Annotated in this window: 12 protein-coding genes; 10 read left to right on the top strand and 2 right to left on the bottom strand. The window is 63.3% G+C overall.

Going from position 1 to position 14,691, the window contains the following annotated elements:
• Positions 1-166 precede the first annotated feature (166 nt).
• From HU218_RS07480 to HU218_RS07470, 3 genes are read left to right on the top strand one after another with little or no spacing between them, the layout of a single operon-like run.
• Entirely contained in the window at positions 167-805 is a 639-nt protein-coding gene (locus HU218_RS07480; protein ID WP_174874316.1) for a TetR/AcrR family transcriptional regulator, read from the top strand.
• The gene (locus tag HU218_RS07475; protein WP_174874315.1) at positions 802-1,305 is read left to right on the top strand and encodes a DUF4442 domain-containing protein; all 504 of its coding nucleotides are present in this window, start codon (positions 802-804) and stop codon (positions 1,303-1,305) included. The genes HU218_RS07480 and HU218_RS07475 overlap by 4 nt, the downstream gene beginning before the upstream one ends.
• 3 nt (positions 1,306-1,308) lie before the next feature.
• Positions 1,309-2,121 carry a crotonase/enoyl-CoA hydratase family protein gene (locus HU218_RS07470; RefSeq protein WP_174874314.1) on the top strand — a complete coding sequence of 271 codons (813 nt, stop codon included), beginning with the start codon at positions 1,309-1,311 and terminating at the stop codon, positions 2,119-2,121.
• Between the two features lie 68 nt (positions 2,122-2,189).
• Here the strand turns inward: HU218_RS07470 and HU218_RS07465 are convergent, their stop codons facing one another.
• Both HU218_RS07465 and HU218_RS07460 read right to left on the bottom strand, forming a co-directional pair.
• Positions 2,190-2,843 carry a response regulator gene (locus tag HU218_RS07465; protein WP_174874313.1) on the bottom strand — a complete coding sequence of 218 codons (654 nt, stop codon included), beginning with the start codon at positions 2,841-2,843 and terminating at the stop codon, positions 2,190-2,192.
• The gene (locus HU218_RS07460; protein ID WP_174874312.1) at positions 2,840-4,744 is read right to left on the bottom strand and encodes a type IV pili methyl-accepting chemotaxis transducer N-terminal domain-containing protein; all 1,905 of its coding nucleotides are present in this window, start codon (positions 4,742-4,744) and stop codon (positions 2,840-2,842) included. Before HU218_RS07460 ends, HU218_RS07465 begins: the two co-directional genes overlap by 4 nt.
• Positions 4,745-4,922: 178 nt before the next feature.
• Here HU218_RS07460 and mobB point away from each other — a divergent pair, with 178 nt between their 5' ends.
• The 7 genes from mobB to HU218_RS07425 all read left to right on the top strand — a co-directional run bounded on the left by mobB (position 4,923) and on the right by HU218_RS07425 (position 14,639).
• Positions 4,923-5,417: a molybdopterin-guanine dinucleotide biosynthesis protein B gene (mobB, locus tag HU218_RS07455; RefSeq protein WP_246210804.1), complete on the top strand. Its 495-nt coding sequence runs from the start codon at positions 4,923-4,925 to the stop codon at positions 5,415-5,417.
• Positions 5,414-5,665 (top strand): MoaD/ThiS family protein, encoded by a 252-nt coding sequence (locus HU218_RS07450; protein ID WP_174874310.1) that lies wholly within the window; start codon positions 5,414-5,416, stop codon positions 5,663-5,665. Before mobB ends, HU218_RS07450 begins: the two co-directional genes overlap by 4 nt.
• Position 5,666: 1 nt before the next feature.
• Positions 5,667-6,128, top strand: coding sequence for a molybdenum cofactor biosynthesis protein MoaE (locus HU218_RS07445; protein WP_174874309.1), 462 nt, complete (start codon positions 5,667-5,669; stop codon positions 6,126-6,128).
• Between the two features lie 292 nt (positions 6,129-6,420).
• On the top strand, positions 6,421-7,683 hold the full coding sequence (locus tag HU218_RS07440; RefSeq protein ID WP_174874308.1) for an MFS transporter: 1,263 nt from the start codon (positions 6,421-6,423) through the stop codon (positions 7,681-7,683).
• A 60-nt stretch (positions 7,684-7,743) separates the two neighbouring features.
• Positions 7,744-9,123, top strand: coding sequence for a NarK family nitrate/nitrite MFS transporter (locus HU218_RS07435; protein ID WP_174874307.1), 1,380 nt, complete (start codon positions 7,744-7,746; stop codon positions 9,121-9,123).
• A 340-nt stretch (positions 9,124-9,463) separates the two neighbouring features.
• Positions 9,464-10,663 carry a sugar MFS transporter gene (locus HU218_RS07430; RefSeq protein ID WP_174874306.1) on the top strand — a complete coding sequence of 400 codons (1,200 nt, stop codon included), beginning with the start codon at positions 9,464-9,466 and terminating at the stop codon, positions 10,661-10,663.
• 277 nt (positions 10,664-10,940) lie between these two features.
• Positions 10,941-14,639 (top strand): nitrate reductase subunit alpha, encoded by a 3,699-nt coding sequence (locus tag HU218_RS07425; RefSeq protein WP_174874305.1) that lies wholly within the window; start codon positions 10,941-10,943, stop codon positions 14,637-14,639.
• The last annotated feature ends 52 nt before the right edge of the window (positions 14,640-14,691 follow it).

Genomic DNA, 14,691 nt, shown 5'->3' with positions numbered 1-14,691 from the left:
TGGCAGAAAAATGGTCTTCATCATAACCGATTCGTCCGCGCTGTCATGCAAATTCACCCCTGAAAACGGCAAGCGGTTTATCGGTGATTGTTCACAGTCAATGAGGCGATATCCGAAATTCAAACGCTTGATTGACACCTTACTGACCGGTAAGTAGAGTCGCCGCATGAAAGCCGAACACGACGCGCGTGGCGACACGCGCAGGAAGATTCTCGATCTGGCGGAAACGCTGCTGCTGTCGCGCGGTTTCAATGCCTTCAGCTACCAGCACATCAGTGCCGGGCTGGGGGTGCGCAATGCCGCCATCCATTACCATTTTGCGCGCAAGACCGATCTGGGCGTGGCGCTGATCGAGCGTTACCGCCGGCGTTTTGCCCGCTTCATCGCGGCGCAGGCCGGACTGACGCCGGCCGAGCAGCTGGAGCGCTACTTCACGCTGACCGACAGCTATTTCCAGCGCCAGCAGATTTGCCCCAGCGGCATCCTGTCTGCCGAGCTGCAAACCCTGCCGCCGGAGATGCAGCAGGCCGGCGGGTTGTTCGTGGCGGAGATGCGCGCCTGGGCGGTGGACATCGTGGCGCGCGGCCAGGCCGATGGCAGCATGCAGTATGCCGGCAGCGCCGCCGGCATGGGCGCGCTGATGTTTGCCAGCATGCAGGGCGCGTTGCAGTTGGCCCGATTCGACGAGGCGGCCATCGCCAGCGTCAAGCGCCAGCTGCGGCAGCTGCTGGGGCTGGCAGCGGAGGCGGACAACACCAATAACAGCAATAACACCGCAACAACACACGAGGAGTCACAACAATGAGCACACCCAAAAACAGCATGTGCCGCATGGTGGACAAAACCGCGGCACTGCCGGCCGGCTTGCGCAGCTGGGCGATTACCAAGATGTTCGGCCGCTTCGTACCGTTTCTTGGCACCGCCGGACTGGTGTTCGAGGAAGTCAGTCGCGAGCGCATGGTGGTCAGCGTCAAGAATCGCAAGAAGGTGCAGAACCATATCCACGGCCTGCACGCGGCGGCCATGGCGCTGCTGGCGGAAACCGCTACCGGTTTCGTGGTCGGCATGAACGTGCCGGATGACAAGCTGATGCTGCTCAAGTCGATGAAGGTCAGCTATTTCAAGCGCGCGCAGGGCAATATGAAAGCCGTTGCCACGCTGACGCCGGAACAGGTTGGCCGCATGCTGGTAGAAGACAAGGGCGATGTGCTGGTGGAAGTGCTGGTGACTGACGAATCCGGCGAGGCGCCGATTGCCTGCGAAATGGTGTGGGCCTGGGTGCCCAAGAAGCGCAAGGAGGGCTGAGCCGTGAACTACAGCACGCTAACGGTAGCGGTGCGCGAGCAGGTGGCGCACGTGGCGCTGAACCGGCCTGACAAGGCCAACTCGCTGAATGAAACCATGTGGCAGGAGTTGCAGGCCGCGCTGCAGTGGTGCGATGCCGAGCCGCAGGTGCGCGCGGTGGTGCTGTCCGGCAATGGCAAGCACTTCTGTGCCGGTATCGACCTGACCATGCTGCTGGGTTTGCAGCAGGCGGTGGAAGACAGCTGCGAGGCGCGCAAGCGCGAGAAACTGCGGCGGCTGATCCTGCAGCTGCAGGCCAGCGTCAACAGCCTGGAGCAATGCCGCAAGCCGGTGGTCGCCGCCATTCACGGCGCCTGCGTCGGCGGTGCGCTGGACATCGTGTTGGCCGCTGATATCCGCATCGCGGCGGCCGATGCCGTGTTCAGCGTGCGTGAGGTCGAGGTCGGTATGGTGGCCGATGTCGGCACCCTGCAGCGCTTGGCGCGGGTGGTGGGCGAGGGCAACGCCCGCGAGATGGCGCTGACGGCGCGCGATGTCACCGCGGCCGAGGCGGAGCGCATGCATCTGGTCAACCGCGTGGCCGCCGATGCCAGTGCGGCGCTGACCGATGCGCTGGCGACTGCCGCGCAGATCGCCGCCAAGTCGCCGCTGGCGGTGCGCGGCACCAAGGAAATGCTCAATTACAGCCGTGACCACAGCGTGGCCGACAGCCTCAACTATGTGGCGACCTGGAACGCGGCGATGCTGATGTCGGAAGACATCCAGCAGGCGGTGATGGCCGTGGTCAGCGGCGGCAAGGCGACATTCCGCGACTGAGCCGGGCGAAGTCACAAAAAAGGTTGGCCGCAAACATGCGGCCAACCTTTTTTCATGCCAGGGAAGTCTCAGCCTTTTTCCAGTCCGTGCTCTACCGCGTATACCGCCGCCTGTACCCGGCTGGACAGGTTCAGCTTGCGCAGGATGTTCTGTACATGCACTTTCACCGTGCTTTCCGCCAGGTCCAGCGCGCGGGCGATTTCCTTGTTGCTGGCGCCGCGCGATAGCCAGGCCAGCGTTTCGCGCTCACGCGGGGTCAGGCTTTCCAGCTCCGGATTACGGTTGTCCACGGCCGGGCTGCGCAGCCGGGCAACCAGCTTGGCGGTCATTTCCGGTGACAACACGCTGTCGCCATCCACCGCGCGGCGGATGCTGGACAGCAGGAAGTCGGCATTGATGTTCTTCAGCAGGTAGCCACGGGCGCCGCTTTTCATGCACTCGGCCAGGTCGTCGCCGTCCTCGGACACGGTCAGCATCAGTACCGCCAGCTGCGGCTGGGTGACCAGGATTTGCACCAGCGCCTCGCGGCCGTTCATCTGCGGCATGTCGATATCCAGCAGTACCACGTCCGGCTTCAGCTGTTCGGCCAGCTTGACGCCCTCGAGTCCGTCGGCGGCTTCGCCGACGATGTCGAAATCGGGTTGGCGTTGCAGCAGTGCTTTCAGCCCGCTGCGGAACAGGGTGTGGTCGTCTACCAGCAGGATGCGGATGGTCTGGGTCATGCGGCTTGTCTTTCAGTCTGGGGCAGGGTGAGGCAGACCTCGGTACCGCTGCCGGGCAATGGGCGGATGGCGATGCGGCCGTGGATGCGGGCCGCGCGCTCCTGCATGATAGAAAGGCCGACGTGGCGTGCCTTGCGTGCCTCGAAGCGCTGCTGGTCGAAGCCGCAGCCGTCGTCACGGATGGTCATCACGAAGTCGGCCTCGTTACGGATGTCGATGCTGACATGCTCGGCCTGGGCATGCTTGCGGACATTGGATAGCGCTTCCTGCAGGATGAAAATCACCTGCAGCTGCTGTTGCGGGTCCAGCGGCAAGCCGTTGCCGTGCATGGTCAGCTGGGTGGCGACCAGGGCCTGCTGCTCGAAGCGCGACAGCAGGGTGTGTACCGCATCGTTGAAGTCTTCCTTGTTGATGCGGGTGCGGAAGTTCAGCAGCAGCTCGCGCACGTCCTCGTAGCATTCCTGCACGCCGGTGCGGATGAAGCCCAGGTTTTCCTGCGCCTGTTCGGTCTCGCCGCTGCCCAGCGCCGCTTCCAGCATCTGTACCTGCAGGTTGAGGAACGACAGCGACTGCGCGATGCTGTCATGCAGGCCCTGCGCCATCAGGTTGCGCTCTTCCGACACGGCAAACTGGCGGTCGCGGGCGGCCAGACGCTGGTTTTCGATCGCCAGTCCCAGGTGGCTGCCCAGGGTTTCCAGCAGGAACTGGTCCTGCGGCGACAGCGGGGTCAGTTCGCGGAAATACAGCGTGAAGATGCCGACATTGCTCTGGTTGTGCCGAATGTGGAACACCGAGATTTCCTTGAAGCCGGCACGCTGGCAGTGCTTTTCTTCCTGTTGCTGCATGCGGTCGAAGCGGCGGATCACGGCAAACGGCTGCGGCACCGCTTCGCCGCAGTGGCAACCATCCAGCGGCGCGCAGTGGTCGTCTTCCAGCATCTCCTCCGGCAGTCCGTGCTGGGCGATCAGTTCCAGGCGGCCGCGTTTGACATCGACCAGCCGGACACTGCCGGCATCGGCGCCGGTCAGCGTGATCAGGCGGCTGATGAAGCCGTCGCACATGGCTTCCAGCTCGTGCGACTCGTGCAGGAACGAGGTGGTGCCGTACAGCGCGGTGAGATGGCGGTTTTTTTCTTCTACCGAACGGGTCTTGCTTTCTACCTTCTGTTCCAGCGTGGCATACAGCTCCTGCAGGTGGTCCGCCATCTGGTTGAAGCCGCTGGACAGCAGCGCGAATTCGTCATTGCCGCTGACTTCCACCCGTGCGCCCAGCTCGCCGTTGCGCAGGCGGGTGATGGCCTCGCCCAGGGTGTCGAGCGGGCGGATCACCAGCAGGAACAGCAGGAACATCATGGTGAACGAACCGACGATGGCCATGGCAATCAGCGCCATCTGGAAGAAGCGCAGCAAGGTGGTGTTACGTGCGTTGTCTTCCTCGATCAGCTTGACCAGACGGTCGATGCGGTCGACAAAGCTGCTGACATCCGGGCTGGCCGTCCGCTCGGGGCGGGCGGATTGCAGCTCGGCGCGCCGCAGCTGCGGCAAGATATCGCCGCGCCAGTGTTGTTCGATCTCCTCGGCTTGCTGCCGTACCGCGGCATTGTCCGGCAGGAACAGCGGTCGCGCCGGGTCGCCTTTCTTCAGGCGGGCGAGGGTGTCGCTGAACGCCTGCTCCTCCTGCTGGATGGCTTCGCGCGAGGCGTTCTCGCTGACCAGCAGGGCGGCGTGGTAGCTGCGCATGCGCAGGCTGCCGGCGTCGTTGATGGCGGCGGCGCCGCCTTCCAGTTTCCACGACAGTACCAGGGTGTAGCCGATGGAGGTCATCGCCAGCAGCAGCCAGGCAATGGTCAGCATCAGCAGCTTGCTGGACAGGCTGCGCAGTTTCGGCGTTTGGCTGAGCATGTTAGGTCGTCCGGTGGATAGGCAGTGCCTGAGCGGCACGGCACAATGGCAGGCAATCCGGAGTTGGCCGCAGCGCGACCGGGGCAGGAGAAGACATGGCGTGGCTTTTGCTGGCAATACTGACAGCTCTACCATAGCGCCACGGCGCTGGCGCCACAATCCACCAAAAGGAGAGGTTGTGCAGAAAGTACTGGGCATTGCCGGCTGGTCCGGCAGTGGCAAGACCACGCTGATCGAGGCGCTGCTGCCAAGGTTGGCCGCACACGGCCTGCGGGTATCGGTGATCAAGCACAGTCACCACGACATCGAGCCGGATGCGGCGGGCAAGGATAGCTGGCGCCATCGCCGGGCCGGCGCCGCCGAGGTGATGCTGCTGTCGCCGCAGCGGGTGGCGGTCTTCGCCGAACTGGCGCAGGAGTTGTCGCTGGCCGAGCAGCTGGCGCGCTTGCAGCCGGTAGACCTGGTGTTGCTGGAAGGGCAGAAGTGGCAGCCGGTGCCCAAGCTGGAGGTGCATCGTCCGGCGCTGGGCAAGCCGCTACTGTGCCGTGACGACGCGCGGGTGCTGGCGGTGGCCAGCGATGCCGCCCTGGATATTGCCGTGCCGCAACTGGCACTGAACGATTACGACGCCATCGCCGGTTTCATCGTGCGTTGGCTTAAGGAGAGCACGTGAGCATTCGCATTCTGTATTTCGGCCGCCTGAAGGACGCGCTGGGCCGCGGCGAGGAAACCCTGGACTGGGCTGGCGGCGATAGCGCCGCGCTGTTGGCCGCCTTGCGCGGCCGCGGCGACGACTGGGCCGAGGCGCTGTCCGCCGGCAAGGTATTCCGCCTGGTGGTGAACCAGCAGGTGGTGCGCGGCGAAGTGCCGATTCCGGATGGCGCCGAGGTCGGCATCCTGCCGCCGGTTACCGGAGGCTGATATGCACTGTCTGATTACCGTCCAGCAGGGCCGCTTCGATCTGGCGGCCGAAGAGGCCGCGCTGCGCGCCGTGGCCGGCGATGCCGGCGCGCTGGTGGTGTTCCAGGGCATGGTGCGCGGCCACGACGCCGCCACACCGTTGGCCGCCTTGTTTCTGGAGCACTACCCGGGGGTGACCGAGGCCGAGATCGGCCGCATTGCCGACGACGCCGCCACGCGCTGGCCGATCAGCGCGGTGCGGGTAGTGCATCGCGTCGGCAGCCTGGCCCCGGGCGAGCAGATCGTGCTGGTGCTGGTGGCTTCCGCCCACCGCAAGGCCGCGTTTGCCGCCGCCGAATACCTGATGGACTACCTCAAAACCGAGGCGCCATTCTGGAAGCGCGAAGACTTTGCCGACGGCAGCAGCCGCTGGGTCGACGCCAAGGCCAGCGATAGCGCCGCCGCCGCCAGCTGGGGCGGCTGAGACCGGCTGCCGTTGCGGCCAACCCTGCACGGCGCGCCTGCGCCGTGTTGCTGTTTCCCTTCCCGCAGCGGTGTACTGCCGCCGCTGTGCTGTCACGGCTGCCACTGCAGCGCAGCCGCCTGTCGTGACGACAGCACGCTATCCCGACTACACCATCCGAACTAGTCTCCCCCGCCAAACGGTGCGGCAGGACTAATCCCTAATTGGCGCAGGGTCTCCACTACCGGCCAATGTTGGCCGCACGCCGGGGCGCGTACTGTGAGAGCGTCTCAATAGAGCGGATAAGAACATCATGGCCTCGCAAAGCTACAAACAATATGCGGTGCTGGCATCCAGCACGCTGTCGTTCACCGTCTGTTTCATGATCTGGATGATGTTTGCGGTACTGGGCATCCCCATCAAGCAGAAGCTCGGGCTGAACGAAACCGAATTCGGCATGCTGGCCGCCACGCCGGTGCTGTCCGGTGCGCTGATCCGCGTACCGCTGGGTATCTGGACCGACCGTTACGGCGGCCGCATCGTCATGTTCTGCCTGATGCTGGCCTGCGTGGTACCGATCTACGTGCTGCAGTTCGCTACCCAGTTCTGGCACTTCCTTGCCATCGGGCTGGTGATCGGCCTGGCCGGTGGCTCGTTCTCGGTCGGCACGCCGTATGTGGCGCGCTGGTTCCGTCGCGAGCAACAGGGCTTCGCCATGGGCATCTTCGGTGCCGGTAACGCCGGTTCCTCGCTGACCAAGCTGGTGGCGCCGAGCCTGATCCTGCTGGGCGGCTGGCAACTGGTGCCGACCGTCTACGCGGTGGTGATGCTGGTGACCGCCATCGTGTTCTGGTTCTTCTCCTATCACGACCCGAAACACCTGGTGTCGAGCAAGGTCAGCCTGTCGGAACAGCTGGCGCTGATGAAAAACCCGGCGGTGCTGCGCTACTGCCAGTACTACTCGGTGGTGTTTGGCGGCTATGTGGCGCTGGCACTGTGGATGACCAAGTACTACGTCGGCGAATACGGCTTCGACATCAAGCACGCTGCGTTCCTGGCCGCCTGCTTCTCGCTGCCCGGCGGTGTGCTGCGCGCAGTCGGTGGCTGGCTGTCCGACAAGTTCGGCGCCTACAAGGTGACCTGGGGCGTGATGTGGCTGTGCTGGGTGGCGTTCTTCATTCTGTCCTACCCGCAGACCCACTTCATCATCCAGACCGTTAATGGTCCGCAGGGCTTCGACATTGGCCTGAGCCCCACCATGTTCACCGTGATGCTGTTCGTGGTCGGTGTGGCGATGGCCATCGGCAAGGCGTCGGTGTTCAAGTTCATCGCCGACGAATTCCCGGACAACATCGGCGCGGTTTCCGGTGTGGTTGGCCTCGCCGGCGGTCTTGGCGGCTTCCTGCTGCCGATCATGTTCGGTGTGCTGCTTGACCTGACCGGCGTGCGCACCAGTGCCTTCATGCTGCTGTACGGCACCGTGTGCGTGTCGCTGGTGTGGATGCACTTCTCGTTCAAGGGTATGGCTGCGGCCGAGCAGGAAAAAGCCGTCGAACTGGCACCCAGCACCCGCTGAAACAACAGGATTCCAACGATTACGGGCGGCCGTCGCCGCCCGAGCTGAAAGGACAAAATCATGTCTTACGTGCTGACCCGCTGGGAGCCGGAAAACCGGTCGTTCTGGCAAGAGCAGGGCAAGTCTGTCGCCCGTCGCAACCTGTGGATCTCCATCCCCGCGCTGACCCTGGCCTTTGTCATCTGGCAGGTGTGGAGCGTGGTGGTGCTGAACCTGCCGAATATCGGCTTCAGCTACAGCCAGAACCAGCTGTTCTGGCTGGCGGCGCTGCCGGGCTTGTCCGGCGCCACGCTGCGCATCTTCTACAGCTTCATGGTGCCGATCTTCGGTGGCCGCAAATGGACCGCTATCTCCACCGCCAGCCTGATGATTCCGGCGGTCGGCATCGGCTACGCAGTGCAGGACCCGAATACCAGCTACATCACCATGCTGATCCTGGCGCTGCTGTGCGGTTTCGGCGGCGGCAACTTCAGCTCGTCGATGGCCAACATCAGCTTCTTCTTTCCCAAGGCCGAGAAGGGTACCGCGCTGGGCATGAACGCCGGCCTGGGTAACCTCGGCGTGTCCATCGTGCAGTTCGTGGTGCCTATCGTCATCACCATGGGCCTGTTCGGCGCCTTCGGCGGCGAGGCCCAAACCTGGGTGAAAGGCGATGTCAGCAAGCAGCTGTGGCTGCAGAACGCTGGCTTCGTGTGGGTGCCGTTCATCCTGCTGTCCACCGTGCTGGCCTGGTTCGGCATGAACGACATCGCTTCGGCCAAGGCATCGTTTGCCGATCAGGCGGTGATCTTCAAGCGCAAGCACAATTGGCTGATGTGCTGGTTGTATCTGGGTACCTTCGGTTCCTTCATCGGCTTTGCCGCCGGCTTCCCGCTGCTGATCAAGGGCCAGTTCCCGGGTATCGACCCGACCAAGTACGCCTTCCTCGGCCCCTTGGTCGGTGCACTGGCCCGTCCGTTCGGCGGCTGGCTGGCCGACAAGATCGGCGGCGCGCGGGTAACGCAGTGGGTGTTCGTGCTGATGGTGGCTGCCGTGTTCGGCGTGCTCAACTTCCTGCCGCATGGCGGTCTGGGCGGCAACTTCCAGGGCTTCTTCGCCATGTTCCTGTGCCTGTTCGCGCTGACCGGTATCGGTAACGGCTCCACCTTCATGCAGGTGCCGGCGATCTTCCTGACCTTCCACCAGCGTCTGGCTGGCAAGGGCGAAAGCGCGCAGAAACAGGCGATGGCCGATGCCACCAAGGAAGCCGCTGCCGTGCTGGGCTTCACCAGTGCCTTTGCTGCCTATGGTGCCTTCTTTATCCCGAAGAGCTACGGTACTTCCATTACCCTGACCGGTAGCGTAGATGCCGCGCTGTACTGCTTCATCGGTTTCTACATCAGCTGCGTGCTGGTGAACTGGTGGTTCTACGCCCGCAAGAATGCCGAGATTCCGTGCTGAGCTAAGGCTTCTCCAAGTTGCAGGCTGACTACTGCACCTGTTAGCGCGCCCCACACCGGGGCGCGTTTTTTTTGGGGTTGCAACGTTGGCCGCAGGCGTCGCCGGTCTTGCATGGTAATTTTCTTACATGAAACTTACAACATTTTGCCGTGCTGCAAACTGGTGCGGCCAACCTTGCCGCGGTTTGCATTTGTCAAGCTATTGAAAAAAAAGACAATACTGCTGTGGCGTGCGCAATTGTGGTGAAAGTTATGCGTAAGAATAGTGAAAGCTATCGAGTACAAGCGGCATTGAACTTAGACTAGCGCTCCTTTGCCCACAACACATGGAGCCTCGTAACATGCAAGCGCATGTCGATACGCAAAACCACGGCAAATCCTTGACCGTTCTTACCTCGCTGTTTTTCATGTGGGGTCTGATTACCTCGCTCAACGACATCCTGATCCCGCATCTGAAAGGGGTGTTCTCGCTGAGCTATGTGCAGGCCGCGCTGATCCAGTTCAGCTTCTTTACCGCCTATTTCATCGTGTCGCTGCCGGCCGGCCGCCTGGTGCAGGCGCTGGGTTACCAGCGCGGCATCGTGGTGGGGCTGTCCATCGCCGGTGCCGGCTGTCTGCTGTTTTATCCGGCTGCGGCCAACCTGTCGTATGCCGCCTTCCTCGGCGCGCTGTTCGTGCTGGCTGCCGGCATTACCATCCTGCAGGTGGCGGCCAACCCCTATGTCACCCGCCTCGGGCCGGCCAAGACCGCCTCCAGCCGCCTGAATCTGACCCAGGCCTTCAACTCGCTGGGTACCACGGTGGCGCCGCTGCTGGGTTCGCTGCTGATTCTCGGCGTTACCGCCGGTGCCAGTGCCGCCAAGGCAGTGCAGCTGCCGTACCTGGGTCTGGCCGCCGCGCTGTTCATCATCGCCATCGTGTTTGCCTGTCTGCGCTTGCCGCAAGTGCATGACACCACCGGCTCCGCACAAGGCATGCGCCAGGTGCTGCGTCACCGCCATCTGGTGTTGGGCGCGATCGGTATCTTTGTCTATGTCGGCGGCGAAGTCGGCATCGGCAGCTTCCTGGTCAGCCTGATGGAGCAGCCGGATGTCGGCGGCCTGACCCAGGCTGCCGCCGGCAAGCTGCTGGCGCTGTACTGGGGCGGTGCCATGGTTGGCCGCTTTGTCGGCAGCGCGGTAATGCGCCGTGTGGCCGCCAACAAGGTGCTGGCTTTCAATGCGCTGCTGTCGGTGTTGCTAATCGCGCTGGCCATCGTTGCTGGCGGCAAGCTGGCGATGTACAGCCTGCTGGCAGTGGGCCTGTGCAACTCCATCATGTTCCCGACTATCTTCTCGCTGGCGTTGAACGGTCTGGAGCGCGATACCGGTGCCGGCTCCGGCGTGCTGTGCATGGCCATTGTCGGCGGTGCGCTGCTGCCGCTGCTGCAGGCCGGCGTCGCCGACCACCTGAGCCTGCTGGCATCGTTCACCGTGCCGCTGCTGTGCTACCTGTTCATCCTGTTCTACGGCGCCGCCGGTTACAAACCGCGCCAGGCCTGAATCCGGCACTAGCGACCTAGCCGCCAACTCCATGCCGTCACCCGTCAGGGGGCGGCATTTTTCATGGCCGCGACGCTGTCATGCACCCCCGCATGGCTAGTCGCGGCTAATCCTTTCGGGTGAGTTTCCGTCCTCCGTCTGCCCGCCAGTGTTGCCACCTGTGGCGAATGGGCGCACTGGCGCTGCCAGCCTAAGCTTCCGAACGTGACCACAGGTATCCGCAGTGCGATGCGGCCAACCTTAGCGGGCCGCCTGGCGGCAACCATTCGGAGGCAAAATGAGCCACTTTCTCGACAGACTGAATTTTCTGGGCAAGGTGAAATCCACCTTCGCCGACGGCCACGGTGCGGTGGTGAAAGAAGACCGCAAGTGGGAAGACGGGTATCGCCAGCGCTGGCAGCACGACAAGATCGTGCGCTCCACCCACGGCGTGAACTGCACCGGCTCCTGTAGCTGGAAGGTGTATGTCAAAAACGGCCTGATTACCTGGGAAACCCAGCAGACCGACTACCCGCGCACCCGCCCGGACCTGCCGAACCACGAACCGCGCGGCTGCCCGCGTGGCGCGTCCTATAGCTGGTATGTGTACTCGGCCCAGCGCGTGAAATACCCGATGGTGCGCGGCCGCCTGATGAAGCTGTGGCGCGAAGCGCGCAAGAGCATGGGCGCCATCGAGGCCTGGGAAAAGATCAGCCAGAATCCGGAAACCGCCAGGCAGTACAAGTCCAAGCGCGGCCAGGGCGGCTTCGTGCGTGCCAGCTGGGATGAAGTCAACGAGATCATCGCCGCGGCCAACGCCTTCACCATCAAGAACTACGGTCCGGACCGCGTCATCGGCTTCTCGCCGATTCCGGCGATGTCGATGGTGTCCTACGCCGCCGGCAGCCGCTACCTGAGCCTGATCGGTGGCGTGCCGCTGTCGTTCTACGACTGGTACTGCGATTTGCCGCCGGCCAGCCCGCAGATCTGGGGCGAACAGACCGACGTGGCCGAATCGGCCGACTGGTACAACTCCAACTACCTGATGGTGTGGGGTTCCAACATCCCGATGACCCGTACCCCGGACGCCCACTTCTATACCGAAGTGCGCTACAAGGGCACCAAGACCGTGGCGGTATCGTCCGACTTCGGCGAAATGGCCAAGTTCGGCGATATCTGGCTGGCGCCGAAGCAGGGCACCGATGCCGCGCTGGCGATGGCCATGGGGCATGTGATCTTCAAGGAATTCCACCTCGACAATCCGTCCGAATACTTCACCGGCTACATCCGCCAGTACACCGATATGCCGATGCTGGTGACGCTGAAGAAAGACGGCGGTCGCTACATTCCGGACTACTTCCTGCGCGCCTCCAACCTGGCGGCCAACCTCGGTGAAGACAACAACCCGGAATGGAAAACCCTGGTGCTGGACGAAGCCAGCGGCGACATCGTGGCGCCCAATGGCTCGATCGGCTTCCGCTGGGGCCAGTCCGGCAAGTGGAACCTGGAACAGAAAGACGGCAGTGCCAATAATGGCGGCCGCGAGATCAAGGCACGCCTGTCGCTGCTCGACAACCGCGATGACGTGGTCGGCGTCGGCTTCCCGTATTTCGGCGCCGAGCACGACGAACTGCTGACCCGCAACGTGCCGGTGAAGCAGATCACCCTGGCCGACGGCAGCAGCGCGCTGGTAGCCACCGTGTTCGACCTGATGGCGGCCAACTACGGTATCGACCGTGGCCTCGGCGGCGGCAACGTGGCATCCAGCTACATGGATGACGTGCCGTACACCCCGGCCTGGCAGCAGAAACACACCGGCGTGAAGCCGGAGATGGTGATCCAGGTTGCGCGCGAGTTCGCGCAGAACGCCGATCAGACCCATGGCCGCTCGATGGTGATTGTTGGTGCCGCGCTGAACCACTGGTACCACATGGATATGACCTACCGCGGCATCATCAACATGCTGATGCTGTGCGGTTGTATCGGCCAGAGCGGCGGTGGCTGGTGCCACTACGTCGGCCAGGAAAAACTGCGCCCGCAGACCGGCTGGGCACCGCTGGCGTTTGCTTCCGACTGGAACCGCCCGGCCCGCCAGATGAACGGCACCAGCTTCTTCTATGCGCATACCAGCCAGTGGCGCCACGAAAAACTGGGCGTCAACGAGATTCTGGCGCCGACCGCCGATGGCCGCATGAGCCAGATGGCGCTGATCGACTACAACGCCAAGGCCGAGCGCATGGGCTGGCTGCCGTCCGCGCCGCAGCTCACCACCAACCCGCTGGACGTGGTGCGCGATGCCGAGGCCGAGGGCAAGGACCCGGTGGCCTACGCGGTCGAGCAGCTCAAGTCCGGCCAGCTGGACATGTCCTGCAACGATCCGGACAACCCGAAGAACTTCCCGCGCAATATGTTCGTGTGGCGTTCCAACATCCTGGGTTCCTCCGGCAAGGGCCATGAATACTTCCTGAAGTACCTGCTCGGCACCCAGAACGCGGTGATGAACGACGAGGACGGCTGCATCAAGCCGACCGAAGTCACCGTGCGTCCGGCGGCAGAAGGCAAGCTCGACCTGCTGGTGGTGCTGGACTTCCGCATGTCCACTACCTGCCTGTACGGTGACATCGTGCTGCCGACCGCTACCTGGTACGAGAAGGACGACCTCAACACCTCCGACATGCACCCGTTCATCCACCCGCTGTCCGAGGCCGTGCAGCCGCTGTGGCAGTCGAAGAGTGACTGGGAAATCTACAAGGGCTTCGCCAAGGCGATGTCCGAGATCGGTGGCGACTATCTGGGCACCCGCAAGGATCTGGTGCTGACCCCGCTGATGCACGACACCCCGGAAGAACTGGGCCAGCCGTTCGACCCGCGCGACTGGAAAAAAGGCGAGTGCGAGCCGATCCCGGGCAAGACCATGCCGAAGATGACGGTGGTGGAACGCGACTATCGCAAGATCTACGACAAGTTCACCTCCATCGGCCCGTTGCTGGAGAAGGTGGGCAACGGCGGCAAGGGTATTGCCTGGAAGACCGGTCACGAAGTGGACGTGCTGCGTGGCCTGAACAAGACCGTGGCCGACGGTGTCGCTGCCGGCCAGCCGAAACTGGATACCGCCATCGACGCTGCCGAGATGATCCTGACGCTGGCGCCGGAAACCAATGGCCACGTAGCAGTGAAGGCCTGGGATGCGCTGTCCAAGATCACCGGTCGCGACCATACCCACCTGGCGTTGCCGCGCGAGCATGACAGCATCCGCTTCCGCGACGTGCAGGCGCAGCCGCGCAAGATCATTTCCTCGCCGACCTGGTCCGGCCTGGAAAGCGAAGAAGTCAGCTACAACGCCGGCTACACCAACGTGCACGAGTTCATCCCCTGGCGCACCATCACCGGCCGCCAGCAGTTCTACCAGGATCACCTGTGGATGCGTTCGTTCGGCGAAGGGCTGTGCGTGTACAAGCCGGCGGTCGATCTGAAGACCACTGCCGCGGTACTGGGCAAGAAGTCGAACGGCAATACCGAGATCGTCCTCAACTTCATTACGCCGCACCAGAAGTGGGGTATCCACAGTACCTACTCCGACAACCTGCGCATGCTGACCCTGAGCCGTGGCGGCCCGCACGTGTGGGTATCCGAGATCGACGCCAAGAAGGCCGGCATCGTCGACAACGACTGGATCGAGGTGTTCAACGTCAACGGCACGCTGACCGCCCGCGCCGTGGTGTCGCAGCGGGTGCCGGAAGGCATGACCCTGATGTACCACGCGCAGGAAAAGATCGTGAACGTGCCGGGCGCGGAAACCAGCGGCAAACGCGGCGGTATCCATAACTCGGTAACCCGTGCGGTGACCAAGCCCACACACATGATCGGCGGCTACGCGCAGCTGGCCTGGGGCTTCAACTACTACGGCACCGTGGGCGCCAACCGCGACGAGTTCGTGATCGTGCGCAAGATGAAGAACGTGGACTGGCTGGACAAGCCGCTCTCGGAAGGCGTGTAAGCGCGCCGGCGGTGCCGTCGGCACCGCCTCTTTCGAGCCTTCTGAGACATTA

It is taken from the genome of Vogesella oryzae (assembly GCF_902829295.1).
Classification (GTDB): Bacteria; Pseudomonadota; Gammaproteobacteria; order Burkholderiales; family Chromobacteriaceae; genus Vogesella; species Vogesella oryzae.
Note: the sequence above shows the minus strand (reverse complement) of the source record. Positions and strands in the feature narration are given on the sequence as shown.